This window comes from Peteryoungia algae (assembly GCF_030369675.1).
GTDB lineage: Bacteria > Pseudomonadota > Alphaproteobacteria > Rhizobiales > Rhizobiaceae > Allorhizobium > Allorhizobium algae.
Genome location: NZ_CP128477.1, coordinates 1,334,868 through 1,360,902, shown reverse-complemented (window position 1 = coordinate 1,360,902; position 26,035 = coordinate 1,334,868). Strand labels below are relative to the sequence as shown.

The following is a 26,035-nucleotide window of genomic DNA, read 5'->3' as shown; positions in this document are numbered from 1 at the left end:
CGCGATAGGAGGATATCTCGACCCCTTGTGCAAGACTGGTGTTCCCCGGCATCCTCAATTAGGGGAGATGCATCTTGTTCGTTGCGCGTCGGTTGACTGAAGGTGCGGTCGATGCGCCAGAAGAAGGTCAGAGGCCAGATCTCCGGTATTTTCCGTCGATTGCCGCCTCCCTGCATTGCTCCCTCGGCGCAATTCGCCTACATAGCGGCAAATTCCCATTTCCGCCGGAGCAAGACCCCATGGCACGTCAGTTCATCTATCACATGTCGGGACTCAGCAAGTCCTACGGCGCCAAGAAGATTCTCGAGAACATCCATCTCTCGTTCTATCCCGATGCCAAGATCGGCATTCTCGGCCCGAACGGGGCCGGTAAGTCCACCGTGCTGCGTATCATCGCCGGGCAGGACAAGGAATATACGGGCGAAGCCTGGCTCGCCGAAGGTGCGACTGTGGGTTACCTGGAGCAGGAACCTCATCTCGATCCGGCGAAGAATGCTTTCGAAAACGTCATGGAAGGTGTGGCCGACAAGCAGGCCGTGCTCGACCGCTACAACGAACTGATGATGAACTATTCCGACGAGACGGCGGAAGAGGGCTCCAAGCTCCAGGACATCATCGACAGCCAGAACCTCTGGGATCTGGAACAGCAGGTCGAAATGGCGATGGAAGCTCTGCGATGCCCGCCGAAGGATGCCGACGTCACGCTGCTGTCGGGTGGTGAACGCCGCCGTATCGCGCTCTGCCGCCTGCTGCTCTCGCAGCCGGACCTGCTGCTGCTCGACGAACCGACCAACCATCTGGATGCCGAGACGATCGCCTGGCTGGAAAAGCACCTGCGCGACTATCCCGGCGCCGTGATGATGATCACCCACGATCGCTACTTCCTCGACAACGTCACGGGCTGGATCCTCGAGCTCGACCGCGGCCGCGGCATTCCCTACGAGGGCAACTACTCGGCTTACCTGCAGGCGAAGGCCAAGCGCATGCAGCAGGAATCCCGAGAAGATGCCGGCCGCCAGAAGGCCATTTCACGCGAACAGGAATGGATCGCCTCCAGCCCGAAGGCCCGCCAGGCAAAGTCCAAGGCGCGTATCAAGGCCTATGAACAGCTGGTGGATGCCGCCGAAGGCATCCGTCCGGGCGATGCGCAGATCATCATCCCGGTCTCCGAACGTCTCGGCCAGGTGGTCATCGAGCTCGACGGAATCACCAAGGGCTTTGAAGGCCGCACGCTGATCAACGATCTCTCGATCAAGCTGCCGCCGGGTGGCATCGTCGGCATCATCGGCCCGAACGGTGCCGGCAAGTCGACGCTGTTCAAAATGATCACCGGCCAGGAAAAGCCTGATGCCGGCTCGATCCGCGTTGGTGAGACTGTGCATCTCGGCTATGTCGACCAGAGTCGCGATGCGCTGGACGGTTCGAAGACCGTCTGGGAGGAAATCTCGGGCGGTGCCGAAATCATCAAGCTTGGCAAATTCGACATGAACTCCCGCGCTTATTGCGGCGCCTTCAACTTCAAGGGCGGCGACCAGCAACAGAAGGTCGGCAATCTCTCCGGTGGTCAGCGCAACCGCGTGCATTTGGCCAAGATGCTGAAGGCCGGCGGCAATGTGTTGCTGCTCGACGAACCGACCAACGACCTGGATACCGAAACGCTCGGCGCGCTCGAAACGGCGCTCGAGAACTTTGCCGGCTGCGCCATCATCATCAGCCATGATCGCATGTTCCTCGACCGTCTGGCGACGCATATCCTCGCGTTCGAAGGTGACGGCCATGTGGAATGGTTCGAGGGCAACTTCGAGGATTACGAGCAGGACAAGATCCGTCGGCTTGGCCCCGATGCGCTCAATCCGGGCAGCCAGTCCTACAAGCGCCTGACGCGCTGAGGCATAAGCTTCAATACCCAAAGAGGGCCGGGCCGAAAGGTGCCGGCCCTTTTGCTGACCGCAATCCACGTTGCCGACAAGTTTTGACTTGCATCCGGCGCCGATGAGACATAAAGATATCTTTATGTCGTTATTGCGGTGGTGCTGATGAGATTGGGCGTTGATACTCTTGTGGATCTGCTGAAGGCGGCCGGGGAGCCGACGCGGCTTCGTTTGCTGATGCTTCTGTCGTCCGGCGATCTCACGGTGACCGATCTTACCGAAATTCTCGGGCAATCGCAGCCCCGAATCTCCCGGCACCTGAAACTGCTGGCTGAAGCAGATCTGATCGACCGCTATCAGGAAGGGGCCTGGGCCTATTTTCGCCTGAAGCAGGACGGCGCCGGGGCCGCACTCATCCGCATCCTTCTCGACGCTGCCGAAGACAGCGATCCCGTCTTGCAGCGCGACCGTGACCGGCTTACCGCCGTCAAGCGGGCGAGAGCCGAGAAGGCGCAGGCCTATTTCAGCCGCAACGCCTCGGAATGGGACGAGCTGCGCCGTCTGCATGTGAACGACGCCGATGTCGAGGCCGCACTGTTGCAGATCGTCGGCACGGAACCGGTCGAAGCCATGCTGGATCTCGGCACGGGGACCGGCCGCATTCTACAGCTGTTGGCGCCGCGCTTTCGTCGAGCGATCGGTATTGATGCCAGCCGGGACATGCTGGCCGTCGCCCGCTCCAACCTCGACAAGGAGGGTATCCTGTCGGCGAGCGTCCGTCATGGCGACATCCTGAACCTGCCGCTCGATGCCGGGGACTATGATCTCGTCACCATCCACCAGGTATTGCACTTCCTTGAAGAGCCGGAGCTGGCGCTTGCCGAAGCCGCGCGCATGCTCAAGGTCGGCGGCCGCCTCGCAATCATCGATCTCGCGGCCCATGCGCACGAATATCTGCGCGACGAACATGCCCATGTGCGTCTCGGCTTCTCGCATGCCGTCATGGCCGAGTGGCTCGGACGGCAGGGCCTGTCCGTCGAAAACGTGATCGACCTGCCGCCGGAGAGTGCTGCCGGACGCGGGCTGACCGTGACGATCTGGCTCGCCCGGCGCATGGCCGCCGTCGCAGACACACCCCAGGACCAACCACTTGCCTTGACCGGGAGCAGATAGATGACGAAGACCGAGCGGCCGATCGCCAAGACCTCTGACCTCAGGATCTCCTTCGAGTTCTTCCCGCCCAAATCTCCTGATATGGACTCGCAGCTCTGGCAGACGGTGGAAGCACTGCAGGCCTACCAGCCGGATTTCGTCTCCGTGACCTATGGGGCGGGCGGCACCACGCGGGAGCCGACGCTTGCGACCGTCAAGCGCCTCATTGCCGATACGCCGCTTTCCACCGCGTCGCACCTGACTTGCGTCGCTGCGACGCGCGAGGAAGTGCGGGCAGTCGTCGAGGAATTCCAGGCGGCCGGAGTTCGCCATTTCGTGGCGCTTCGCGGCGACCCGCAGGGCGGTGTCGGCAGTCGATATGCGCCGCATCCGGGAGGCTTCGCCAATGCCGCCGATCTCGTGGCAGGCCTTCGCGATATCGGCGACTTCGAGATTTCCGTCTCGGCCTATCCGGAACGCCATCCCGAGAGCGAGAATGATGTGGTCGATCTCGATATGCTGAAGCAGAAGGTCGATGCCGGGGCGACGCGTGCGCTGACGCAGTTTTTCTTCGACAACGACATTTTCGAACGCTACCTCGAACGGGTCCGCGCGGCCGGAATCACCATACCGATCGTGCCTGGCATCATGCCGATCCAGAACCTGACCCAGCTCAAGCGTTTTGCGGCGATGTGCGGTGCAAGCATTCCCTCCTTCCTGGATGCCCGCTTTGAGGGCTCGGACGGAGATCCGCGGGCACGGGCCGCAATTGCCGCCGACATTGCGGCCGAGCAGATCGCGGACCTTTCGCGGCGCGGCTTGCAGGACTTCCATATCTACACGATGAACAGGGCTCCCCTCACGATTGCGACCCTCGACCGTCTCGGCTTCTCGGCAAAGGCAGAAAACGTATCGGGCGCTGCCGCCTGAGCTGTGCTGTCGCTTCCTGCAGAAAAGGCGCATGACGGTAACCGTCATGCGCCTTTTGATGTTTTGAATTTATGAATTCTGGAGAGGCCTGGTTCGGCCAAGCCATGGGCGTTGGTTCATTCGACCTGTGTCAGATGAACAGCATCGTGGCTACGAAAACAAACGCTGCACCTACGATCAGGACATTGATAGAATTGGTCAGTCCCATGTGTGCCTCCTCGCGTTGACTGTTAGATATTATGTCTGATTTGTGTCTATGCAAGGGCTAATCGGTGTTGCGCTGCGGAAAGCGACGAGAATCTGAATATGAGACTAGTTTGATAAGCATTATGGATCAAACGTTTGGCGTCGATCTCGGGGTGTTAATGAAGTTTAATATCCGTGAGGCTTCGGGGCTGTGCAAAAGTGATCTTGCCGGGTGTCTTTCGCGTGTCGCGCTCGCTACCGCCAAAGAAAAGGCCGGGGCAGCAGTGCCACCCCGGCCAAAAACCATGCTGACTCTGTGATTCAGAGTGCGTTGAGGAGTGCCGGCGTCGGCCAGCCGTCGGCGGGAATGCCAACCCGCTGCTGCTCCTTTTGCACCGCGACCCGGGTTCCGGCTCCGAGGATGCCGTCGATCTTGCCCACGTCGTGGCCGAGCCCCTGCAGCTTCGTCTGCAATGCTGCCATCTGATCGACGTCGAGGCCCGGTTCAGGGTTGCCCTTCTGATAGGCCGGCGCACCGCCGAAGCGGGTGGCAAAATAGGCGGCCGAGGTCGTGTAGATGAAGGATTGGTTCCATTCGAGGTAGATGTTGAAGTTCGGATAAGTGATGAAGGCCGGCCCCTTGCGGCCTTGCGGCAGCACCAGCGACGCGGGGAGGGCGGAGAAGCCGGTGTCGCCGTCGCGTGGCTGAACGCCCAGTGCAAACCATTCACCTGCGGTCATTGCGCCGCCGAGGCCGGATTTATCGAAGGGGAGGTTCTCCGGGATCGTTACTTCCTGGATCCAGGGCTCGCCGCGCTTGAAGCCGAGATGCTGGATGAACTTGGCAGCCGTCAGGATCGCGTCTGGGCTGCTCTGCTTGACGTTCACGTGGCCGTCGCCATCGCCGTCTATGCCGAATTCGATGATGTCCTTGGGCAGCATCTGCACCTGGCCGATCTCACCGGCCCAGGCACCGGTATTGCTGGCGGGGTCAAGGTCGCCGTGCTCGACCATCTTGATCAGGGAGAGGAGCTGCGGCCGGAAGAGTTCTGGTCGGCGGCAGTCATGGGCGAGAGTGACGAGGGCATTGCGGGTGTTGAAATCACCCTGGACGGCGCCAAAGTCGGTCTCCATGGCCCAGAAGGCCGCGATCACTCCGGCCGGGACGCCGTATTCCTGTTCGGCGCGGGCGAAAACATCGGCAAACTGCTTGATCTTCTGACGACCGATGTCGAGCCGGGCCTGGCTGACAGTGCGACCGGAGAATTCGAGAAAGGTCTGGCGGAAGACGCCCTGCGAGCGGTCGCGGGAGAGAACCTTCTGGTCGATGGCGGCGCCGGCCAGTGCTCTTGCGGCAATCTCCGGCGGGGTGCCCGCTGCGATCGCTTCCGTCTGGACGCCTTCCAGAAAAGTCGCGAGGTCACCGCCGCATTGCTGCTGGGCCTGCACGAGGCCGGTCGAAGCGAGCAGGAGGGCGAGGGGGAGCGTATGACGCAGGGCTTTATTCATCAATCGGTCCTTCGAGGGTTTGCGCGCGCAGGCCTTTCAGCCCCGCGCGGTCATGCCGGCCACGGATGGCAGGTTCTGCGGAGCCTCTACAGATCGTTTGCGATCATTTCGAGACGGTTGCGACCCAATTCTGCCAGTTCTTCTGGCTTCCCGCAAAGACGTTGATATCGGTCCCGCCGCGAATGCCCGGAATGACGCCGGTCGAGGTGTATTGCCAGAAGGCCCAGCGGCGGTCGGGATAGATTTCGGTCGGATGCTGGGCGACGGCCCGGACCCAGAAATGGTGATCCTTGAAGGCGCCTTCGAGATTTTCCCGGTGGAAGTCGACCGAGGTGTAGATGATGGGGCGCTTGCCGTAATGCGCTTCGATGCGCTGCATGAAGCGCTGCATTTCGCTGCGCACGGTGGCGGCATCCGGCCGCAGGCGGCATGTCGGGGAACTCGGGTTCCATTCGACATCCAGCACGGGCGGCAGCAGATTCGCTTCGCGCGGCACATTGCGGATGAACCAGTCCGCTTGGTCGTCTGCCGTGGAGCAGAAATAATAGAAATGGTAGGGCGCATGCGGAATACCGGCGGCACGAGCGCCCTGCCAGTAGTCGTGGAAGCGCGGATCCAGCCTGTCACCGCCTTCCGTCGCCTTGATGAAGACGAAGGAAACGCCCGACTTCTTGACCTGCCGCCAGTCGATGTCGCCGTTCCACTTCGACACGTCGATGCCGTGCACTTCGTGGCGGTGCGGTGTCTTGCCATCAAAATGCTGGGGATCGGTGTCGTGGAAGCGCGGGGAGACGGACGCCGTCTCCATCAGGTCATAGGACCCTGAGGTACAGGCCGTGACAGCCACGCAGAGGGGAAGAAGAAGTGCAGAGAGCCACCGCATGCAGGGTCCGTCGGCTGAGAATTGAAATTACATGCCCCCAGGCGGTGCAACGAAGACGAGACGTGGGAGATCGTCCACCACCCTGCGTGCATCATGGTTAATATCGCGTTATATGCAATCTTGCGCGTGCAGGGAACCTTCAGCGCTTCAAGACGGCGCGCCAGGCATAACCGCGCCAGAGGGGCTCGAAGCTGAGCTGTAGGCCATGAGCGGCCGCGCGCTGTTCCAGAACATCCCGAAGGTTCGGGCGTGGCGTCACGTGAAAGCGGGTGAGCCAAGCCTGCAGCGTCGTGCGGAACCATCCGGGCAGCCGTTCCTGCTGGCCGAAGTCGACAATGTGCAGCGAGCCATCCGGGGCCAGCGCCTCGATCGCGCGATCGATGGCTGCCTGCCAGTCGGGGATCATCGACAGGGCATAGGAGATGATCACACGGTCGAAACCGTTGCGCCGGAAGTCGCCGGCGCAGAAGGCCGTGGCATCGGCGACCTGCAATTCTGGTGGATGGATATCGGCTGAGAATTTCGCTCTGGCGGTCGCCAGCATCTCTGCCGAGATGTCGAGGCCGAAGAGCAGGGCAGTCGGGTAATGGTGCCGCGCAAGCACGAGATTGCGGCCCGTGCCGCAGCCGATTTCAAGCAGCGAAGCCTTGGGTGGCATGTCGAGGCCGGCAATCATGCGGTCGCGACCGAGCAGGTAGTACTTGCGGGTCAGGTCGTAGATGTGCCGTTGGTAACGGTACATGCGGTCCATGCTTTCTGCATGCTCCCGCGATCCGGCCCGGTTGAGAACTACAGGGCCGTCGTTCATGCCGGGCGCTTCTCGTAGATGTGGAAGCCGCCATAGATCGCGGAACGATCCTGCCGGTTAAGCGCCTGCGAGCGGTCAGCCTGATAGTTCCACTGGTCGAGGAGGGCTGGTGCGAGCTTGCCGGTCAGGATGGAGGCTTCGGCGGCCGTGCGGAAGATCACGCGGGCGCCGTCCGAGGCCGTTCGGGTGATCTCCGTCCAGAGTGCGTTCAGTTGTTGCTCGGTCATCCAGTCCTGGGCATCCAGCAGGACATAGCGATCGACACTGCCTGCCGGCTTGTTCGCCAGCAATTCGGTGAAGTTCGCATGATGGACCGTCACGCGATCGACCGATTGGCGGATCGCCGGATAGTGGCTCTCGTGCAAATAGGTCGGGAGAATGCCTTCCTCCGGCTTCGGATAGCGGCGCATGAAGGCTTGCCAGGCAAAATAATTGTCGCGGAGCAGGAAGTGGCAACACAGCTTTTCGAGGCGATGGCGCAAGACGGGCGCGATCGTGCCGTCGTCTGCAAGCGAGGCAAGCTCGTCATATTGCTGTGGCGGGATGCCGAGGCCGAAGAGCGAGCTCTTGCGACGGGTCAGCCAGCGGATCAACGGCTTGTCGAAGAGGGGTGCAATGCGGCTATCGAAGAACATGCGCTGGTCGCGCAGCGAACGGGTCTCTGCCAGCTCTTCGAGGCGCACGCCATGGATGCGGGCGATCAGGTGGCCAATGGCAATGAATCGGCCGAGCAGGCCAGTCCGGTAGATATTGCGGTTGAAGACAGAGATGCGCCGACGTCCGCTCAGGCCCCTCGTCTCCCAGTAGTTTCGTGTCGCCGTGTCGAGATTCGGTGCAACATGACGGTCGTACATGCGAACGTTGGTCGCTGTGCCCTGGTCTGCGAGCAGGCGGCGGACCGAGGCGTGATCCGGCAGGTGGCGAAAGGCCGCGAGCTTGAGACGATTGAGGGCCACGTGGTTCGGATTGAGATCGACCACATCGATCGAGGCCGGACGTCGGCTCAGATAGGCAAGCATGTTGCAGCCGCCCGAGCCGATGGTGACGATGCGGGCCCCTTCGTGCAGATCCATGGCCTCCATGTCGACGTCAGGATCCTCCCAGATCTGGGCGTAGACGAGTCCGGAGAAGAGAAGACCGAAGAGGCGCTCGGAAAGGCCTGCCGCCGACAAGGGCGCATGCTGCAGCAGGGCGTCCTTCAGCTTCTCGTTTCCATGAAATCCGGCATCAGGTGCAATGTCTGTCATGTCGATCCGCCGTCCTTTGCGTTTCACGGCGTGTAGCTATCGCGTGCTACAGTTTGATGACGTGCGGAGCCGCCAGCGGTAACCGAATATCAATGCATTTCACACAAATTGTCCTCAGTTATTTTAGGGGTGTTTAACATGATGTTAAGTGAAATCCCGCTCGGCAGACGGCTGCGTTACAGTCTTGCCGGGCTTGTGGGCGGAGCCGTGGCGATTGCATTGCCTGATGTTTCCGAGAGCGGATTCACCGCCCTATCCACAGTTTTGCTCGGTGATTGGTCAATTCTCGCAGCGTCCAGCCTGCCGCTGGTCGGCGCTGCGGTTGGCTGGCGACTAGCGGCCTGGGATGCACTCCTGCGTGAGCGTATCCGCCGGCTTGAGGGCGGAGCATCGGAGCTTGCCGTCGCCTCGCAAGTCGATCGATTGACCGGACTTGGTACACGGCAGGCGCTCGCTTCCTTGGGGCGTCCGTCTCGCGGTGCGCTGCTGCTGATCGATCTCGACCGCTTTAAATATGTGAACGACACGCTCGGTCATGCGGCAGGGGATGCCTTGCTCGTCGCGGTCGCCGAGCGCCTGCGCCAGGCAGCCGGTGAGGAGGCGCAACTCTTCCGACATGGCGCCGACGAGTTTGCCGTGGTGTTGCCAACGGTGACGCAGCGGGCCGTTGCGGAGTTCGTCTGTCTGGAGATCGAACATGCATTGGCGCAGCCGTTCGAACTCGCCCATGGGCGGGTGCTGGCGGGCGTCAGCATCGGTGCGACGCTGATGACGGCACAGGACAAGGATATTTCATCCGCCCTGCACCGTGCCGACCTCGCCCTCTATGGTGCGAAGGAAGTCTTCGGGCCGAGCCACGCCTTCCATGACGAGAAGCTCGCATGCGAGGTGATGGAGGCGTTGGAACTGGAACGCGATCTGTCGCGTGGCTTCGTGGACGGCGAATTCTATCTCGAATACCAGCCGATCGTTGCGGTCGAGAATGGTGATGTCCGGTCGCTCGAGGCGCTATTGCGCTGGCATCATCCGCGGCGCGGCCTGGTCACGCCGGACGTGTTCATTCCATTGGCGGAAAAGACGGGCATCATACAGGTCATTGGAAAATGGGTGGTGCAGCAGGCATGTGCCGCAGCGGCAACCTGGCCGGCCCCGACGGGGGTCAGCGTCAATGTCTCCGGTGATCAGTTCAAGGATCCGTATTTCGTCACGCATATCCTCGATTGCCTGGTCGAGACCGGGCTTGCACCCGAACGCCTGACGATCGAGGTCACGGAAGCCGTGTTTTCCATCGATATCGACCTTGTCTGCCGGTGTCTCGCCGAACTCCGGTCGGGTGGTGTGCGCATTGCGCTCGACGATTTCGGCACCGGCTTCTCCTCGATCAACAATCTGAGGCTGTTCCCGCTCGACGAGCTCAAGATCGACCGTTCCTTCGCCTGCCAGATGCTGGAGACGAGCCAGGGTGCCAAGCTGGTCGACCTGATGCACAAGCTGTCCGAAACCTTCCAGATCAGCACGACGATCGAGGGCATCGAGACGAAGAACCAGCTCGACTTCATCAAACTGCTCGGCATTGGTGAGGCACAGGGTTTCCTCTTCTCCAAGCCTTTTGCCGCCGCAGAGGCTCTGGGCTACCTGCAGGCGCGGCTGCCTCGGCCCGTCGCGTCCGCCACTCCTTGAAAGGGCATGGGAAAACCTCCCCTGCCTGCCATCCGTCTCTTTCGCCTGTCATCCTTTCCTGCTTGGGTAGCCGGAATGTGAGGAGACGGGCGGATGCAACGAGCGATCAAATGGGGCCTTAGACTGACGGTGGCGCTGGTTGCCCTCGTGGCGGTCGGTATCGGTGTTGTCCTCGTCTCTCCTCCGGATCTTCTAAGGGTCGGAACCGGTTACGCTGCCAAGATCGTCTGCTCCAACGTCTTCATCGCCGGCCGCGATGCTGACGAGGTGCTGCGTGACGATGTCCAGGCGCCGGGGCATCCCCTGTTGAAGCTGGTCGGTGTAGACGTGGATCTGGAAGGCGGCCTGGTGCGTGCGGCCATGCTCGGGATCGTCGCGCCGGCCCATGCAGTCTACCGCACCGGCCTCGGCTGCGCAGTTGTGGCAGAAGCGGATATCGGCCTGGCGCGTCGTTTGGCTGCCCCGGTCTCGGAGGCTGTGCCGGCCGACGAGGCCCTTGCCTGGCCGGAAGGTGAGGCCGTTCCTACCCCGGATCCGGATCTCGCGGACGTTCTGGGTGATGCCGATCTGCTCGGCGCTTCCGCCCGCGCCGTCGTGGTCGTGAAAGACGGGCAAATCGTTGGCGAGGCTTATGGCCCTGGCTTCAACGAGCGGACGCCGCTGCTCGGCTGGTCGATGACGAAGACGGTCACAGCGGCCTTGCTGGGGCTGCTGCAGGGGGAAGGGCGCATCGACCTTGAGGCGCGCGCACTTTTCCCCGAATGGTCCGGGGATGCTCGCCGCGAGATCGCGCTTGCTGATCTGCTCGCCATGCAAAGCGGCCTGCGCTTCAACGAAAACTATGGCGATGTGACCGACGTTACCCGCATGCTCTATCTCGAGCCGGACATGGGCGCCTATGTCGCGTCGCTGCCCTCGGAGGCGCCCCCAGGGACGCGCTTCAACTATTCCTCGGGAGAAACCGTGCTCATCTCCCGCTACTGGATGTCGCGCTTTGCGGACCAGGCAGAGGCGCTGGCGTTTCCGCGACGGGCACTCTTCGATGCCCTCGGGATGCGCAGCGCCGTGCTGGAGCCGGATCAGGCGGGAACCTTCGTTGGCAGTTCCTACCTCTATGCGACAGCACGGGATTGGGCGCGGTTCGGCCTGCTGATCGCCGAGAGCGGCAATTGGGCAGGCCGGCAGCTTCTCGATCCTGCCTTTGTGGCGCGTATCACCGAACCCAGCGAGACGTCTGACGGCGCCTACACGAGGGCGCAGGCCTGGCAGAACGGTCCGCAAGGCGCGGATAACGATTTTGGCTTGCCGGAGGACACTGTCTGGATGCTCGGACATGACGGCCAGTCGATCGCCGTCATCCCGTCGGAGCGGTTGGTCGTCGTGAGACTGGGGCTGACGCCGCGGCGGTTGGAATACAGGCCCCAAAGACTGGTCGAGGCTGTAAGGGCGGCCCTGCGCTGACGCGGGCCGGTGCCGTTACTGCACGAGGTGCAGGAGGCCCTTTCGCTTCGCATCGTAATAATAGCCGCGAGCGTAGAGGCGGACAGCCTGATCGTGGTCATTGTCTGCGACGACCCAGGCGCCCTTCAAATACTTCACCGCATACTTGATGTTGGTTTCCGCGTCGAAAAGACCGTCTGCCGGACCGCTGTATCCCATGGCCTTGGCCGTGTTGTAACGGATCTGCATCAGGCCGTAATTGCCCTTGCTGTAGGCGGCAGGATTATAACGGCTTTCGCGGTGCACGACCCGGTGCACGAGATCGACAGGGATCTCGTAAACCCGCGAATACTTCTCGATGAGCGCATTCAGTCGAGTCGGTCCGACGGTTTCCGGCTTACGCTGGGGATCGAGCACAGGCGGTTCGCCGGGTGGGGTCGTGTCGAAGGGGTCGCCGAAGCTGGTCAGGGCCGTCGTGCGCAGTGGTGCGGCATAGGCCAGAACCAACGGCTTTTGTTCCGTGGTTGCGGTCATGGATGCGGCGGTCGCAGCTGGTGTAACGCCGGGTGGCGCGAGTGTCGCTTCGGTGGAGGCTGCCGCAGCGGTCATCTGCTGGGCGCCGGTCGCAGACTGTTCGGGCGTCGTCATCATGGCCAGGGCATCGGTCGCAGCCGTCTGGGGTGCTGCCGGCGACAGGGCGGATGCTTTGAGCGAAGGGATCGGCGCGGCAGTCTCGGTTCCCGGGATGACTGGCGCGGGGCCGGGATTGGCCGCTGCGAGTTCGTCAGGCGTCATCGCAGTGGCGGCTGTGCCGTTCATTGCGGCTTCGGCCGCGGTCGCTGCGAGCATTTCCGGCGATTTTGGATTGGCGACCGGTGCGGCGGCGAGATCCGCCTTCACGCTTTCGTCGATCGCGGTGCATCCGCCCAGCCCAGCCACGATTGAAGCAGCCATGCAAAGAGCGATGCTGCGGTCTGTTCTGAAGATCATGCCACTATCCATTACGAGACGCACTCGACGTCACCGGCAAATCAGCCGGCGATCCGTTTCCAATTCTTAGTCTATGCCCGACATTGCGGCAAGCTTACGCCGGGGCGTGCTCCGGATGTGATCAATTCCTCAAGCAGCGATCTTCCGATAGCCAGCCGTGACCGCCTTGGCCGCGATCAGGACGGTGCCGCCCGAGCGGTTTACCGTTCTGCGAACTGCATGTTTTTTGATGGTTTTCCGGAGGCGCTCGGCGAACAGCGCATAGGGCAGGCAGGTCAGCGCCGAAAGAAGGACGAAGATGCTTCCAAGGGTGACCGCCTGAGCCAAAAAGGGGCTCGCAGGCGTCAGGAATTGCGGCAGAAGTGCGGCCACCACCAGGCTGGCACGCGGGTCGCGGGACTCGCTCTGGAAACAATGCGCGATGACTCGCAGCGGCTTTTCTTCCGGCAGATTGTCGTTGTCGGCGATCGGTTCGCTGCCGGCAGGGGCGCGGGAGAGGCCGAGGCTGAAAAGCAGGAGGCAGGCGAGACCGATCCATTGCAAGACGGTGAAAGCCGTCTGAGACACGGAAATCACGGCCCAGCACAGTGCCAGCGTCGAGGCTGCCGCGAACATGGAGCCGAGGGCCACGCCGGGTATGGTGGCGAAGGCACTCTTCTTGCCGTGGGCGAGGGCATAGGACAGGACCTTGCGCTTCGACCGGCCAGGCACAACCAGAAAGGTCGTCGCAACGACCGCGAACAGGATCCAGGTAAGTTGGGGCATCGCACTCACTCCTCCAACAAGAGGAAGCCAGCTTTCGGCGATCAGGTCAATGGATCGGGCGGTACTTCTGGCCCAGATAGTCCATCACTTCTGCGAACCAGGGTGTGCCGAGGTCGAACGGCTTGCCACCCTTGATGCGCGGGAACTCGATAATGCGCAGGCGGCCGCCCTGGTCCTCGTCGTGGCCGGTGACGCCGGAGACCTTGCCGAGTGCGCCTTCGACAGCGAGATCGACCATGCTCTGGATCAGACGCAGGTCTTCATAATTGGCCGGGGCGGAACGCGCGTAGTAGCCCGATTTTTGGACCATAGAGCGGTCGGCATCGAGCAGCTTGGAAAAGTGTTTCTGGAACCAGTTGCCGACATTGATCGTGTCGAGCTTCACATGGCCAAAGGCGTCGCGCTTGACCTCTTCGCCGGCGGCCTCGCGGTCGGCGACGATCTCTTCCATGCAGGCACCTTCGGAGACAAAGAGGGTGACGAAGCCCGTGCGATCCATGATGCGCTTCAAGCGGGTGGCTTCGCCGTCCATGTCGAAATGGGTCTCCGGCAGATAGAGCCCGTCAATGTTCTTCAGCTCCTCGTTCATCATGAAGCCTTCGACATATTCGTTGTGCAGCGTGCGCTGCATATAGGCGCGGGCGGTTGCTGCGGTCAGCCAGCCGCAGTGGCGGCCCATGACTTCGTGAATGACGAGCGTGCGCGGCGAGGCGCTCTGCTCGTTCGAGACATGGTCGAAAAAGCGCGCGCCGACTTCCGCTGCAGTCCAGGCGCCCAGCGTCTGCTTGATCGGGTAGACGTCATTGTCGACCGTCTTCGGCAGGCCGACGACTGTCAGGTCGTAGCCGTTCGCGCCGAGATAGGCGGCAAGGTCGGCGGCCGTGGTGTTGGTGTCGTCGCCGCCGATCGTGTGCAATATGGTGACGCCGTCAGCCGCGAGGCGTTCGGCCGCGACGCGGAGCGGGTTCTCGCCTTCCTTGACCAGGCCGCGCTTCACGCAATCTGCCACATTGGTCAGCTTCACGCGGCTGTTGCCGATCGGCGAGCCGCCATAGCGATGCAGGAGGTAGGCCTTCTCGCGCATCTCCCTGGTGATCTCGATCTTGTAGTCCATCAGCAGGCCGCGGAAACCGGACTTGTAAGCGATAAGCTCGGCCTCGGGTGCGATGTCCGTATAGCGCTCGATCAATCCGCCGACTGCAGACGAGAGACAGGGCGCGAGGCCCCCGGCGGTCAACATCGCGACTTTCTGCTTGGCCATCATTCCTCCTCGGGCACCGTGATCGCCCGTCCGTCGTCTGGTTCAGGTGGCAAATGGATGCGACAGGCGAGACGCGCTGTAAAGCTAAAAAATCAAGGAAAACGGGTGTTTCGCCCGATTTCACGATGGGTGTCCGAATATAATCGTTTCAAATTGCGGTGCCGCCGGCGCCCCCTCCCGGGATGAGGTTTCGAGCTTCGCCAAGGCATGCAAATGGAGCGTCTTCAGCGAAATGGATCCAAGATGAAGAAACTTTAATCCTCGGCAGAGGCCCCGCCTTCTTGCTTTTTCTGGTCTTTTTTGGTCAAGCTTGGCCATGATCTTCGATTTCGCCTGCGAACAATTATCGTCATTCTGGGACCGCCTGCTCGGGGCGATCGGTGACGCGGCCGGCAATGTGATCGGCAGCATCGTCGAGGCCGTTCGCACGGCGTTCGAAGGTGATCCCGAAACGCGTCGTCGCGTTTCCTTCTCCGTCGCCATCATCGCGCTCTCTGCCAAGATGGCCAAGGCAGACGGAGTTGTCTCCACTGCCGAGGTCGAGGCCTTCCGCAAGATCTTCGAGTTTCCGCCTGAAGAGGCTCGCAACGTCGCGCGGCTCTACAATCTCGCCCGCCAGGATGTGGCCGGTTTCGAGACCTATGCGAAGAACCTCGCCGGCATGTGCCGGACCTGCGACCAGTTCTGCCCGGTGCTCGAGGATATCATCGACGCGCTGTTTCACATCGCCAAGGCCGATGGCCTGGTGCACGAGAAGGAACTTGCCTTCCTTGCCCGCATTGCGGAGATCTTTGGTCTGTCCGACGAGCGGTTCGCCTCGATTACCGAACGGCACATCCACTTGAATGGCGACCCCTATGGCGTTCTCGGCGTGAACCCGTCCGACGATTTCGCGACGATCCGCAAGCGCTACCGGGCGCTCGCCGCCGAACATCATCCCGATCGGCTGCATGCCCGCGGTGTGCCGACGGAGTTTCACGCCGTCGCCAATCACCGCATGGCCAAGTTCAACGAGGCTTATTCGGCAATCGAAAAGGCGCGCCGGGCGGCATGAGTTCGTTCACCGCGGATTTCAAGCGCGCGGAGGTCTGTCCATCGCCCAATCACGGTGAACGGCTGGGCGTGGATCGGCCCGATATTCTTCTCCTCCACTATACGGGCATGCCGTCGGCCGAAGGGGCTCAAGCCTGGCTGTGCACGCCGGAAAGCCAGGTCTCCAGCCATTACCTCGTGCATGAGGACGGGGGCGTGGTGCAGATGGTTCCCGAGTCGCGTCGGGCCTGGCATGCGGGCAAAAGCGTCTGGGGGGGCGAGACGGATATCAATTCGCGGTCGATCGGCATCGAAATCGTCAATGCAGGACACCCGGCCGGACTTCCCGACTTTCCCGAAAAGCAGATCCAATCCGTCATCGAATTGTGTCGCGAATGCGTCAACCGGCATGAAATAGCCCCCGAACGGGTGCTGGCTCACTCCGATGTGGCTCCCATTCGCAAGCTCGATCCGGGTGAAAATTTCCCCTGGGCGGCGCTCCATGAAGGAGGTGTCGGCCATTGGGTGGAGCCGGCTCCGATCAGCGGCGGTCGCTTCTTCCAGCGTGGCGACCAGGGGCAGCCGATCGAGGCGCTGCAGTCGATGCTTTCGCTCTATGGTTACGGCATTGAGATCTCTGGCGAATTCTGTCTTCAGACGGAAGGCGTGGTTGCCGCATTCCAGCGCCATTTCCGGCAGGCCAAGGTTGACGGTGTCGCCGATAGCTCAACCATCGAGACACTGCATCGGCTGCTGACGAACCTGCCGCGTTTCACCTGATCCAGCGCCTCCGGCACCTTCCGGAAAGCCAACAGGTTTAACGAATTCAGTGCCGTTTTGTTGCACTGCCACACGAATTCCTTATTGGGCGGCTCTAAAGGACGGGCTGAACGGCGCCAGCGGTTCTCTTTGAAACCCGGCGCGAACATCAACTCGAGAGAACCGAAACGGGCAGTCCGAACAGGGCTCGCAACGCTGAACTGCGTCCGCTTTGATGCGCGCCGATTCCGGTTCTCGACTGGAGACTGAACCTTCTCATGATACGACGTCTTTTCGCTGCCGCGGCATGCATCGCACTTCTTTTGACTCACACCCAGTCCGCGCTTGCCAATAGCGAGGAGCGAAGCTTCAAAAAGCCCTTGAAGACGATCGACCGCGATGCCGGCTATCCCGCAGCTCCGGCCTTCTCCAAGAGCCCCTACAGCGCCATCATCACCAAATATGCCAAGACCTATGGCGTCCCTGTCGATCTCGCCCATGCTGTCGTTCGCGTCGAGAGCAACTTCAATCCCAAGGCGCGCGGCAGCGCCGGCGAGGTGGGGCTGATGCAGATCAAGCCGGCGACGGCACGGTCCATGGGGTATCGTGGCAAGACCAAGGGTCTCTATGATCCCGACACCAATATCCGCTACGGCATGAAATATCTTTCCAAAGCCCATGAGCTCGGTGGCGGAGAAACCTGCGGAACCATCCTGCGGTACAATGCAGGGCACGGCGCCAAGCGCATGAACCCGGTTTCGAAGCGCTATTGCGGCAAGGTCATCGCCTTGATCGGCAACTGAGAAATCTCCACCCGGTTGCAAACTGTCTGGACAGCCGGGTTCGTCATGCTATCACCGCACGCAATGTAAGGATGGTGACGCATGGTTCAGCGGTACAAGTCGATTGTCGTTGGTCGGGGCATGATGGGCGCTGCGGCAGCCCGCTATCTTGCCCTGCAGGGGGATGGGGTTGCCGTCATCGGCCCTGATGAGCCGAAGGACTGGGCGAATCATCACGGGGTCTTCTCCAGTCACTATGACGAAGCCCGGATCACCCGGACAATCGATTCCGATCCCATATGGGCCCGGATGGCCAATCGCTCGATCGCACGATATGGCGATATCGCAATCGAAAGCGGGGTCGAGTTCTACGCCGAGGTCGGTTGCCTGATCGTCGGGCCGAAGCGCGGCGGACGTGACCCCTATGTCGGGCAGGTCGAGGCCGCCGCACAACAGCTCGGCGTATCGGTCGAGATCTTGTCGGACGCGGCGCTCACGTCGCGGTTCCGCTATTTCGATTTCGGATCCGATTTCGAGGGCGTTTTCGAGCAGGCGAATGCCGGCTATGTCAATCCGCGCAGGCTCGTCGAGGCGCAGAGCATCCTAGCGGAAAAAGCGGGCGCTACGGTGGTTCGGCGTACGGCTGTGTCGGTTCGGGAGGAAGGTGGCCTCGCCATCGTCACCACGGACGACGGCGCTGTCTATACCGCCGAGCGTGTCCTGATTGCGGCCGGCGGTTTTTCGATCAACGAGAACCTTGTCCCGCGCCCTCTCGATCTCAAGGTCTACGGCCGAACGGTCGCCTTTTTCGAGATTGCAGACGAGGATCTGGCCGCCTATTCCGGCATGCCGTCGCTCATTCATCAGTCCGACAATCCCACCGATCACATTTATCTTCTGCCGCCGGTGCGCTATCCGGACGGCAAGACCTACCTGAAGATCGGTGGCGACCCCGACGATCTTCAGCTGGACGTCGAGCCGGAGATCCGTGCCTGGTTCCGACGCGGTGGCCGGCTCACCACGCGCGATCACCTGCACCGGATCCTCACCGGCCTCGTGCCGACCTTGTCAGACGCCCCGATCTCCATGGCCGCCTGCGTGACCTCGTTCACGCCGAACAACTATCCGGCGATCGGCTTTGCCAGCGAGCGAATCGCAGTTCTGACCGGTGGCTGCGGCGCGGCCGCGAAGAGCTCGGACGAGATCGGGCGCCTCGGCGCAGAACTCATGCAGCATGGCCGGATTGTCGACGAGGTCTATGGCGACATCTTCCGGCCGGTCTTCAGGGACTGATTCACCAAAAGCGTCCAAGTGGTGCCCCGTGCTCGCTTTTCGGTGGCAATCGGGCAGAGGGTCGGCTAAGGACCGCTTGCCAGTTGGCCGGGCAGCCGCGCTTTACCAATGCCGAAAGGCGGTAGGGTGAGGAAAGTCCGGGCTCCACGGAAACACGGTGCCGGATAACGTCCGGCGAGGGCGACCTCAGGGAAAGTGCCACAGAAAGCAAACCGCCTCGCATGCGAGGTCAGGGTGAAAGGGTGGGGTAAGAGCCCACCGCGTCGCTGGCAACAGGGACGGCACGGCAAACCCCACCGGGAGCAAGACCGAATAGGGATGACGCGGGCGGCGCGAAAGCATCGCTACAGCCTGTTTCTGGGCCAGTCATCCGGGTGGGTTGCGAGAGGCAGCGCGCAAGCGTTGTCCCAGATGAATGGCTGCCGCGTCCCGGGAAACCGGGGCCTTACAGAACCCGGCTTACAGGCCAACTGGCAAAATTCTCCTTTTTTGCACTTTCGTGCGAAGCGCCTGAAAACACAGGCGGAACGCGGGGCGTGGGCGCCTGTGAAGACTGCGGTCCTGCCGGCCGAAAAAGCTTCGGAAAACAGCAGTTTCTAACCATTCGTTAAGCTTAACCGCCTATCAATATTTGAATCGTGGAGCTGGCTCATCCCGACCGTTCCCATTGACGCCCATATTGTCCCATGGTATCCCAATTGCATGCCGTTACGGGGATCGTTTCATCCTCGAAGTCCCGTGAATCAGGTGTTCCGTCCCGTTGTTCGGGCGGGCGCTTCGCGGGTTTGGCGGTTGGTGTATCCATGAGTCTCCGAGGGCCGTTCTCAGGTCCCTCGTTCAAGGGGAGGTCGGTTTTCATTGATGAGCCGCTTCCTGTCCAATGCGACAAACAGGATCGATGCGAAGGGACGGGTTTCCGTCCCTGCGGCCTTTCGTGCCGTGCTGGTGCAGCGCGGAATTCAGGAGCTTTATTGTCTCCAGGATTTCGTCTATCCGGCAATCAACATCGGTGGTCCGGATCTGCTCGAGCGGTACGAGCGGAAGGTGGCTGCCGAGGATCCCTTCGCGTTGGAGGCAAACGAGATGTCGCTCTTGCTTCATGGTGGCGGCGTCTTCACGCGACTCGATGCCGAGGGGCGATTGGCGGTGACGGATTTCATCCGGGATTTCACGGGGATTTCCTCGGAGGTCTGTTTCGTCGGTCGTTCGGATCATTTTCAGGTGTGGCAACCGCAGGCGTTTCACGAGGCGCAGGCGAGAGCCAGAGAGGTGGTCAGGCAACGAGGCCTGCGCACCTAGAAGGACGGGGAAACGGAATGGCGGCGACACTTGGCGAAGGTATTCCTGAAGCCGATGGCGGACCGGCTCGCCACATTCCGGTTCTTCTCTCGGAAGTCCTGAGGGCTCTCGAGCCCGAGGCTGGAAAGGTCATCCTCGATGGTACCTTTGGCGCCGGTGGCTATACGTCGGCGATCCTTTCCGAGGGTGCTCACGTGATCGCGCTGGATCGGGATCCGAACGCCATTTCCGGCGGGCAGGCGCTCGTGGAAGCAAGCGGTGGCCGGCTCACGCTGCATCACACGGAATTCTCCAATCTTGCCGATTTCGCGCCGGAAGGTGGTCTCGATGGTGTCGTGCTCGACATCGGCGTATCCTCGATGCAGATCGATGAGGCGGAGCGCGGCTTTTCTTTCCAGAGGAACGGGCCGCTTGACATGCGCATGGCGGTTTCCGGCGTTTCTGCTGCTGATGTGGTCAATCGTGCAAAGGTGTCCGATCTCATTCGCATCTTCGGCTTTCTCGGCGAAGAGAAGCATTCCGGCCGAATCGCACGGGCAATCGAAAAGCGACGGGCAATCGAGCCGTTCCAGACGACACGCGATCTCGCCAACCTCATCGAGACGGTCAACCCGCGCAAGGCCAAGGACAAGATCCATCCCGCGACACGCGTCTTCCAGGCGCTGCGTATCTATGTGAATGACGAGCTCGGCGAGCTTGCCCAGGCGCTCTTTGCTGCCGAGCGGGCGCTGAAGCCGGGCGGACGCCTCGTTGTCGTGACCTTCCATTCGCTGGAGGATCGCATCGTCAAGAAATTCTTCTCCGAGCGTTCCGGGAAGGCGTCAGGTTCGCGCCATCTTCCGATGGTCGAAGCGCGGCCGGCAACCTTTGATCCGGTCGGCAAGGGCATGGTCGCAGCCACCGAGGAAGAGGCCGAGATCAATCCGCGCGCTCGTTCCGCAAAGCTGCGTGCCGGTATCCGAAGCTCGGCGCCCGCCGAGCGCGCCGACATGTCGATCTTCGATCTGCCTGACCTTGCCACTCTCGAAAAGATCGGAGGCTGACCCATGCTGAGACCCTTCGATTTCCTGATGGTCGGCGCCATGCTGGCGGCCGCCACGGTGACCTACCAGATCAAGCACGACACGGATAACAAGGCGGCAGAGGTGCGGCGCCTCGAAGCCGAGATCAAGCTGGAAAACGACACGATCGAACTGCTGAAGGCCGACGAGGCATTGCTGACCCAGCCAAACCGGCTCGAGCGTCTGGTGCAGACCTATGCCGCCGAGCTGCAGCTCGTTCCGACCGAGCCCACACAGCTCGCACGGCCGATGGAATTGCCGATGCCGAAGGACCAACTTCCCGTTCCGGAAGGCGAAGAGGGTGCGTTAAGTGCCAGCGCGCCCTCCGACCCCATCAAGGATCTCATCACGACAGGATCGGTGGACCGCTGATGACCTTTCTCTCGCGAATCATGCTGTTGAAGAGCCAGGCGCATTTCTCGACGGATGTGCAGCGTGGCGGAGCGGTGGTGAACAGTGCATCCTTCAAGGGTGCCGGCAAGCGCAAGTCTGAAATGGCGAAAACCCGCGTTGGGCTCATGTTCGCAACCTTCTGCGTCGCTTATGCCGTCATCGGCGGACGTTTGATCCAGTATGGTCATGCGCAGCCTGAGACGGTTTCCAGTATTCTCCCGGCGGACCGCCTGATGGCGTCGCGTCCTGATATTCTCGATCGCAATGGCGAGCTTCTCGCCACCGATATTCGGACGGTTTCGCTGTTTGCAGAGCCGCACAAGATCGTGGACACGGACGAAGCCGTCGAGCGTCTCTCGACCGTCCTCGACGATCTCGATGCCAAGGACACCTATCGCAAGCTCTCGTCCAATTCGCGCTTCCAGTGGCTGCGCCGCCAGTTGACGCCGAAGCAGCAGAGCCAGATCCTGGCGCTGGGCATTCCCGGCATCGGTTTCCGTCCCGAAAAGCGTCGCTTCTATCCGGGCGGCCCCACCGCCTCGCATATCGTCGGTTTCGTCAATATCGACAATCGCGGCATGGCCGGGATGGAGCGCTACATCGACAATCAGGGCATGGCGGACCTGCGTGCGCTCGGCATGACCAGTGACGCGCCGCTTGAGCCCGTGCGCCTGTCGATCGACATTCGTGTTCAGAACATCCTTCGCGACACGCTTGTTCAAAGTGTCCAGAAATATGGAGCGATCGGTGCCGGCGCCGTCGTTCTCGACGTGCATACGGGGGAAGTGATCGCCATGGCTTCCGTGCCGGACTTCGATCCGAACAAACCCACGGAAGGGGCCCAGGAGGGCTGGCTGAACCGGATGTCCAACGGGACATTCGAGATGGGCTCGACTTTCAAGGCCTTCACGACCGCCATGGCTCTCGATTCCGGAAAGGTCAGGCTCAGCGACAGTTTCGATGCGCGCTATCCAATCCGCATTGGCGGTTTCACAATCAAGGATTTCCACGGCAAGCACCGGATCCTCACAGTGCCTGAGATATTCCAGTATTCGTCCAACATCGGCACGGCGCGAATGGCAGAAGCGGTCGGGATTACCGGGCATCAGGAATTCCTGACACGCATGGGCTTGCTGTCCAAGATCGAGACCGAGCTTCCAGAAGTTGCTACGCCAACGCAGCCGCGCGTTTGGAAGCAGATCAATTCGGTGACCATTTCGTTCGGCCATGGCGTGTCGACAACGCCCTTGCAGACGGCTGTTGCGGTGTCGGCGCTGGTCAACGGCGGACGGCTGATCCCGCCAACCTTCCTGCCGCGCACGAAGGAGGAGGCGGACGCGCTCGCGCAGGTCGTCATCAAGGAAAAGACCAGTGAAGACATGCGCTTCCTGTTTGAATGGAACGGCACCAAAGGATCCGGGCGACGCGCGCGCGTCGACGGTTTCGATGTCGGCGGCAAGACCGGTACGGCAGAAAAAGTCGTCAATGGCCGCTATTCGGACGACAAGAACTTCAACGCCTTCATTGCCGCGTTTCCGATTTCCAATCCGCAATATGCGGTGCTGACCTTCATAGACGAGCCGCAGTCGGGCGATGACAATGGCGGGCCGACGGCCGGTTATACGGCTGCACCGATGATGAAGGAGATCATCCGCAGAAGCGCCGCAATTCTTGGTGTAGAACCCACATTCGGGGAAGACGGCTCGGCATTGCTCGTCTCTTATTGATCAGATCGACGACAGGAGGGGCGATTCGCGGAACTTGCCCCCGGAAGGATGGACTGCAAATGCTTTTGGGCGCACTGGCTGGCGAGGATTTTGGGGATCAGGTGGCAGCCGGCGGCGCTCTCTCCGTCGAGGTTCGGGGCCTCTCTGCCGATAGCCGCAAGGTCGCACCGGGCACGGTTTTCTTCGCTCTCTCCGGGAGCAAGGCCGATGGTTCCGCCTTTGTTGCCCAGGCGATCGACAAGGGCGCTGTTGCCATCATTGCCTCGCATCCTGTCGATGCGTCTGTTCCCGTCGTGACTGTCGACAATCCGCGCCGCTTCCTGGCGCTGGCTGCAGCCCGTTTTGTCGGACATCAACCGAAGACCATGGTCGCTGTCACAGGCACCGCCGGCAAGACGTCTGTCGCCTCCTTCACACGCCAGATCTGGGCCGAAGCCGGCCATGCCGCAGCACAGATCGGCACCACCGGCGTCATTTCTCCCACACGCAACGACTATGGTTCTCTGACCACGCCCGATCCGCTGGCGCTGCACACGCTGCTCGGTGAGCTTGCCGACGAGGGTGTGACGCATGCCGCGATGGAGGCCTCCAGCCACGGTCTCGACCAGAGCCGCCTGGATGGTGTGGTCCTGTCGGCCGCCGGCTTTACCAATCTCGGCCGTGACCACATGGACTACCATGCGACCATGGAAGACTACATGGCCGCCAAGATGCGTCTGTTCGACACGCTGCTGCCGAAGGGTGCGCCGGCCGTGATCTTTGCCGATGACGCCTGGTCCGACGAGGCCATCCGTGTGGCGAAGGCCTCCGGTCACGATGTGCGCACGGTCGGGCGCCGCGGGGCGTTCCTGAGCCTCAAGCGCGTCGAGCATTTCCGCCACAAGCAGGTGGCCGAGGTCCATCACGGCGGCGAGATCTTCGAAGTTCACATCCCGCTGGCCGGTGATTTCCAGATCGCCAATGCGCTGGTATCGGCCGGCCTCGCCATTTCGACCGGCGTCGCACCTGCCGTCGCGCTCAAGGCGCTGGAGCATCTGAAGGGGGCCTCAGGGCGCCTGGAACTGGTTGGCCAGACCAAGGCTGGCGCGCTCGCCTATGTCGATTATGCTCACAAGCCGGAAGCGTTGGAGAACGTGCTGACCTCAGTTCGTCCCTTCACCACGGGCCGTGTCATCGTCGTCTTCGGCTGTGGCGGCGACCGCGACAAGGGCAAGCGACCGATCATGGGTGAGATTGCCTCGCGCCTGGCCGATATCGCCATCGTCACCGACGACAATCCGCGCTCGGAAGTACCGGCTGCGATCCGTTCGGAAATCATGGCGGCGACGCCTGATGGAATCGAGATCGGGGACCGGGCGCAGGCCATCCGCGCCGGCGTCGCCATGATGTCGGCCGGGGATACGCTCATCGTGGCCGGCAAGGGACATGAGGAAGGGCAGACGGTTGGATCCCAGACCTTGCCGTTCTCAGACCATCACGAAGTCCGCAAAGCCTTGGAGGAGTTCGACCGTTGACCCTGCTCTGGACCGCGCGTGAAATGGTTGTCGCCATGGGCGGCAGGCCTTTCGGAAATCTGCCGGAAGGCATTACCGGCATTTCGATCGACAGCCGGACGATCACGTCTGGCGAAGCGTTCTTCGCCATCAAGGGCGACCGCGTCGATGGCCATGACTATGCCAGCATCGCGATTGCCAACGGCGCCTCGCTGCTCGTCGTCAGCGAAGCCAAACTCCCGGCTCTTGGCCGGTTGACGATCCCGATGATCGTCGTCGAGGATGTGCTGGTCGGCCTGCAGAAACTCGGCATGGCAGCACGCGATCGCACGCCTGCGACCGTGATTGCGGTCACCGGGTCCGTCGGCAAGACGACGACAAAGGAAATGCTGCGTTTGACGCTCGAGCCTTCGGGCAAGGTGCATGCCTCGGTCGCCTCGTTCAACAACCATTGGGGCGTGCCGCTGACGCTGGCCCGAATGCCGATCGACACACGCTACGGCGTTTTCGAACTGGGCATGAACCATCCCGGTGAGATTGGGCCGCTGTCGCGCATGGTGCGGCCTGATGTGGCCATCATCACGACGGTTGCGCCGGCGCATCTCGGAAATTTCGCAAGCGTCGACGAGATCGCCGATGCCAAGGCCGAGATATTCGAGGGCGTCGTCAATGGCGGGGATGCGATCCTCAACCGGGACAATCCCTATTACGAGCGCCTCGAACAGGCGGCACTCGCCCGTGGCATCGAGAACATCCACAGCTTCGGACAGCATGCAAAGGCCGAGTTCCGCCTCGCTGAATTCGATGGTGCGGCCGAGGTTTCGACCGTCTGGGTCTCATTCGGCGGCGAAACGCGCGAAGTGATGATCGGTGCGCCCGGCCGGCATCTCGCCGAGAACGCGATGGCGGTTCTCGCGGCCGTGTCGCTTGTCGGCGCCGACGTCGATGCGGCGATCGAGGCGCTTGCCAACCTTACGGCAGTCAAGGGACGTGGTGCGCGCCACAAACTCATGATGCCTGAAGGCGTCCTGACACTCATCGACGACAGCTACAATGCGAACCCGGCCTCCATGCGGGCGGCGATCTCTGTGCTTGCATCGTCCCAGCCGACAGGCGAGGGGCGGCGCGTTGCGGTCCTCGGCGACATGCTGGAGATGGGCGAATTCGCCCCCAGCGTTCATGCCGAACTTGCCGGGCCCTTGCTCGCTGCCGGCATCGAACACGTCTGGCTCGCCGGACCGGAAATGGCGGCGCTGCGAGACGCGCTGCCGGAAACGGTCCATGTCGTCTATCTCGAGACCACGGAGGAGCTCGCGAATTTCGTCACCGCAGAGGTCCGCGCCGGCGATGTCGTGATGGTCAAGTCTTCTCTCGGCATCGGTTTCGGCAAGATCGTTTCGGCTCTGCTTGACAAGCATCCGGCATTCCCCGACACGGAGCGCCAATTTTAATCCAGGCTTTGGGAAAGGTCTCC

At 61.7% G+C, this 26,035-nt stretch carries 22 protein-coding genes and 1 other RNA gene; 16 read left to right on the top strand and 7 right to left on the bottom strand.

What is annotated here, in order from left to right:
- The first annotated feature begins 239 nt into the window (after positions 1–239).
- The 3 genes from ettA (at position 240) to metF (ending at position 3,953) form a co-directional block, all read left to right on the top strand.
- Positions 240–1,889: an energy-dependent translational throttle protein EttA gene (gene ettA, locus QTL56_RS06755; RefSeq protein WP_245136545.1), complete on the top strand. Its 1,650-nt coding sequence runs from the start codon at positions 240–242 to the stop codon at positions 1,887–1,889.
- 147 nt (positions 1,890–2,036) lie between these two features.
- Positions 2,037–3,044, top strand: a complete 1,008-nt coding sequence (locus tag QTL56_RS06750; protein ID WP_245136546.1) for an ArsR/SmtB family transcription factor — start codon at positions 2,037–2,039, stop codon at positions 3,042–3,044.
- Entirely contained in the window at positions 3,045–3,953 is a 909-nt protein-coding gene (gene metF / locus QTL56_RS06745) for a methylenetetrahydrofolate reductase [NAD(P)H] (protein ID WP_245136547.1), read from the top strand.
- 507 nt (positions 3,954–4,460) lie between these two features.
- On the opposite strand, the gene QTL56_RS06740 is transcribed toward metF, so the two are convergent.
- The 4 genes from QTL56_RS06740 to QTL56_RS06725 form a co-directional block, all read right to left on the bottom strand.
- Positions 4,461–5,648, bottom strand: a complete 1,188-nt coding sequence (locus tag QTL56_RS06740) for a lytic murein transglycosylase (RefSeq protein WP_245136548.1) — start codon at positions 5,646–5,648, stop codon at positions 4,461–4,463.
- Positions 5,649–5,751: 103 nt separating this feature from the next.
- Entirely contained in the window at positions 5,752–6,531 is a 780-nt protein-coding gene (locus tag QTL56_RS06735; protein WP_245136549.1) for a glycoside hydrolase family 25 protein, read from the bottom strand.
- Positions 6,532–6,670: 139 nt separating this feature from the next.
- A complete protein-coding gene (locus QTL56_RS06730; RefSeq protein WP_245136550.1) occupies positions 6,671–7,339 on the bottom strand; it encodes a class I SAM-dependent methyltransferase in 669 nt (222 codons plus the stop codon).
- Positions 7,336–8,586, bottom strand: a complete 1,251-nt coding sequence (locus QTL56_RS06725; protein ID WP_245136551.1) for a BtaA family protein — start codon at positions 8,584–8,586, stop codon at positions 7,336–7,338. The genes QTL56_RS06730 and QTL56_RS06725 overlap by 4 nt, the downstream gene beginning before the upstream one ends.
- A 138-nt stretch (positions 8,587–8,724) precedes the next feature.
- Here QTL56_RS06725 and QTL56_RS06720 point away from each other — a divergent pair, with 138 nt between their 5' ends.
- On the top strand, positions 8,725–10,266 hold the full coding sequence (locus tag QTL56_RS06720) for a putative bifunctional diguanylate cyclase/phosphodiesterase (protein WP_245136552.1): 1,542 nt from the start codon (positions 8,725–8,727) through the stop codon (positions 10,264–10,266).
- A gap of 93 nt (positions 10,267–10,359) precedes the next feature.
- Positions 10,360–11,727 (top strand): serine hydrolase domain-containing protein, encoded by a 1,368-nt coding sequence (locus tag QTL56_RS06715; protein WP_229576838.1) that lies wholly within the window; start codon positions 10,360–10,362, stop codon positions 11,725–11,727.
- A 15-nt stretch (positions 11,728–11,742) separates the two neighbouring features.
- Here the strand turns inward: QTL56_RS06715 and QTL56_RS06710 are convergent, their stop codons facing one another.
- The 3 genes from QTL56_RS06710 to QTL56_RS06700 form a co-directional block, all read right to left on the bottom strand.
- On the bottom strand, positions 11,743–12,696 hold the full coding sequence (locus tag QTL56_RS06710; RefSeq protein ID WP_245136553.1) for a transglycosylase SLT domain-containing protein: 954 nt from the start codon (positions 12,694–12,696) through the stop codon (positions 11,743–11,745).
- A gap of 129 nt (positions 12,697–12,825) precedes the next feature.
- Complete coding sequence (locus tag QTL56_RS06705; RefSeq protein WP_229576836.1) at positions 12,826–13,461, bottom strand: LysE family translocator; 636 nt, start codon at positions 13,459–13,461, stop codon at positions 12,826–12,828.
- 46 nt (positions 13,462–13,507) lie between these two features.
- The gene (locus tag QTL56_RS06700) at positions 13,508–14,722 is read right to left on the bottom strand and encodes a pyrophosphate--fructose-6-phosphate 1-phosphotransferase (RefSeq protein ID WP_245136554.1); all 1,215 of its coding nucleotides are present in this window, start codon (positions 14,720–14,722) and stop codon (positions 13,508–13,510) included.
- A 316-nt stretch (positions 14,723–15,038) separates the two neighbouring features.
- Between QTL56_RS06700 and QTL56_RS06695 the strand changes: the two genes are divergently transcribed.
- The 11 genes from QTL56_RS06695 to QTL56_RS06645 all read left to right on the top strand — a co-directional run bounded on the left by QTL56_RS06695 (position 15,039) and on the right by QTL56_RS06645 (position 26,012).
- Complete coding sequence (locus QTL56_RS06695) at positions 15,039–15,776, top strand: J domain-containing protein (RefSeq protein WP_229576834.1); 738 nt, start codon at positions 15,039–15,041, stop codon at positions 15,774–15,776.
- Complete coding sequence (locus tag QTL56_RS06690) at positions 15,773–16,534, top strand: N-acetylmuramoyl-L-alanine amidase (RefSeq protein WP_245136555.1); 762 nt, start codon at positions 15,773–15,775, stop codon at positions 16,532–16,534. The genes QTL56_RS06695 and QTL56_RS06690 overlap by 4 nt, the downstream gene beginning before the upstream one ends.
- A gap of 257 nt (positions 16,535–16,791) precedes the next feature.
- Complete coding sequence (locus tag QTL56_RS06685) at positions 16,792–17,316, top strand: lytic transglycosylase domain-containing protein (protein ID WP_229576832.1); 525 nt, start codon at positions 16,792–16,794, stop codon at positions 17,314–17,316.
- An 81-nt stretch (positions 17,317–17,397) separates the two neighbouring features.
- Positions 17,398–18,588, top strand: coding sequence for an FAD-dependent oxidoreductase (locus QTL56_RS06680; RefSeq protein WP_245136556.1), 1,191 nt, complete (start codon positions 17,398–17,400; stop codon positions 18,586–18,588).
- 79 nt (positions 18,589–18,667) lie between these two features.
- Positions 18,668–19,066: RNase P RNA component class A (gene rnpB / locus QTL56_RS06675), an RNA gene on the top strand.
- A gap of 383 nt (positions 19,067–19,449) precedes the next feature.
- The gene (gene mraZ, locus QTL56_RS06670) at positions 19,450–19,887 is read left to right on the top strand and encodes a division/cell wall cluster transcriptional repressor MraZ (RefSeq protein ID WP_136542797.1); all 438 of its coding nucleotides are present in this window, start codon (positions 19,450–19,452) and stop codon (positions 19,885–19,887) included.
- 17 nt (positions 19,888–19,904) lie between these two features.
- The gene (rsmH, locus tag QTL56_RS06665) at positions 19,905–20,930 is read left to right on the top strand and encodes a 16S rRNA (cytosine(1402)-N(4))-methyltransferase RsmH (RefSeq protein ID WP_245136557.1); all 1,026 of its coding nucleotides are present in this window, start codon (positions 19,905–19,907) and stop codon (positions 20,928–20,930) included.
- A gap of 3 nt (positions 20,931–20,933) precedes the next feature.
- A complete protein-coding gene (gene ftsL / locus QTL56_RS06660; RefSeq protein WP_245136558.1) occupies positions 20,934–21,320 on the top strand; it encodes a cell division protein FtsL in 387 nt (128 codons plus the stop codon).
- Entirely contained in the window at positions 21,320–23,068 is a 1,749-nt protein-coding gene (locus tag QTL56_RS06655) for a peptidoglycan D,D-transpeptidase FtsI family protein (protein WP_245136559.1), read from the top strand. The genes ftsL and QTL56_RS06655 overlap by 1 nt, the downstream gene beginning before the upstream one ends.
- 59 nt (positions 23,069–23,127) lie before the next feature.
- Positions 23,128–24,582 carry a UDP-N-acetylmuramoyl-L-alanyl-D-glutamate--2,6-diaminopimelate ligase gene (locus QTL56_RS06650; RefSeq protein WP_245136560.1) on the top strand — a complete coding sequence of 485 codons (1,455 nt, stop codon included), beginning with the start codon at positions 23,128–23,130 and terminating at the stop codon, positions 24,580–24,582.
- Positions 24,579–26,012 (top strand): UDP-N-acetylmuramoylalanyl-D-glutamyl-2,6-diaminopimelate--D-alanyl-D-alanine ligase, encoded by a 1,434-nt coding sequence (locus QTL56_RS06645; RefSeq protein WP_245136561.1) that lies wholly within the window; start codon positions 24,579–24,581, stop codon positions 26,010–26,012. The genes QTL56_RS06650 and QTL56_RS06645 overlap by 4 nt, the downstream gene beginning before the upstream one ends.
- The last annotated feature ends 23 nt before the right edge of the window (positions 26,013–26,035 follow it).

Excerpts from the sequence above, each read along its gene's own strand:
- QTL56_RS06690 (WP_245136555.1), top strand. The coding sequence starts at position 15,773 with ATGAGTTCGTTCACCGCGGATTTCAAGCGCGCGGAGGTCTGTCCATCG.
- QTL56_RS06705 (WP_229576836.1), bottom strand. The coding sequence starts at position 13,461 with ATGCCCCAACTTACCTGGATCCTGTTCGCGGTCGTTGCGACGACCTTT.
- QTL56_RS06740 (WP_245136548.1), bottom strand. The coding sequence starts at position 5,648 with ATGAATAAAGCCCTGCGTCATACGCTCCCCCTCGCCCTCCTGCTCGCT.
- QTL56_RS06720 (WP_245136552.1), top strand. The coding sequence starts at position 8,725 with ATGATGTTAAGTGAAATCCCGCTCGGCAGACGGCTGCGTTACAGTCTT.
- QTL56_RS06730 (WP_245136550.1), bottom strand. The coding sequence starts at position 7,339 with ATGAACGACGGCCCTGTAGTTCTCAACCGGGCCGGATCGCGGGAGCAT.
- metF (WP_245136547.1), top strand. The coding sequence starts at position 3,045 with ATGACGAAGACCGAGCGGCCGATCGCCAAGACCTCTGACCTCAGGATC.
- QTL56_RS06685 (WP_229576832.1), top strand. The coding sequence starts at position 16,792 with ATGATACGACGTCTTTTCGCTGCCGCGGCATGCATCGCACTTCTTTTG.
- QTL56_RS06695 (WP_229576834.1), top strand. The coding sequence starts at position 15,039 with ATGATCTTCGATTTCGCCTGCGAACAATTATCGTCATTCTGGGACCGC.
- rsmH (WP_245136557.1), top strand. The coding sequence starts at position 19,905 with ATGGCGGCGACACTTGGCGAAGGTATTCCTGAAGCCGATGGCGGACCG.
- QTL56_RS06715 (WP_229576838.1), top strand. The coding sequence starts at position 10,360 with ATGCAACGAGCGATCAAATGGGGCCTTAGACTGACGGTGGCGCTGGTT.
- QTL56_RS06735 (WP_245136549.1), bottom strand. The coding sequence starts at position 6,531 with ATGCGGTGGCTCTCTGCACTTCTTCTTCCCCTCTGCGTGGCTGTCACG.
- QTL56_RS06750 (WP_245136546.1), top strand. The coding sequence starts at position 2,037 with ATGAGATTGGGCGTTGATACTCTTGTGGATCTGCTGAAGGCGGCCGGG.
- QTL56_RS06700 (WP_245136554.1), bottom strand. The coding sequence starts at position 14,722 with ATGGCCAAGCAGAAAGTCGCGATGTTGACCGCCGGGGGCCTCGCGCCC.
- ftsL (WP_245136558.1), top strand. The coding sequence starts at position 20,934 with ATGCTGAGACCCTTCGATTTCCTGATGGTCGGCGCCATGCTGGCGGCC.
- ettA (WP_245136545.1), top strand. The coding sequence starts at position 240 with ATGGCACGTCAGTTCATCTATCACATGTCGGGACTCAGCAAGTCCTAC.
- QTL56_RS06650 (WP_245136560.1), top strand. The coding sequence starts at position 23,128 with ATGCTTTTGGGCGCACTGGCTGGCGAGGATTTTGGGGATCAGGTGGCA.
- QTL56_RS06680 (WP_245136556.1), top strand. The coding sequence starts at position 17,398 with ATGGTTCAGCGGTACAAGTCGATTGTCGTTGGTCGGGGCATGATGGGC.
- QTL56_RS06725 (WP_245136551.1), bottom strand. The coding sequence starts at position 8,586 with ATGACAGACATTGCACCTGATGCCGGATTTCATGGAAACGAGAAGCTG.
- QTL56_RS06710 (WP_245136553.1), bottom strand. The coding sequence starts at position 12,696 with ATGATCTTCAGAACAGACCGCAGCATCGCTCTTTGCATGGCTGCTTCA.
- mraZ (WP_136542797.1), top strand. The coding sequence starts at position 19,450 with ATGAGCCGCTTCCTGTCCAATGCGACAAACAGGATCGATGCGAAGGGA.
- QTL56_RS06655 (WP_245136559.1), top strand. The coding sequence starts at position 21,320 with ATGACCTTTCTCTCGCGAATCATGCTGTTGAAGAGCCAGGCGCATTTC.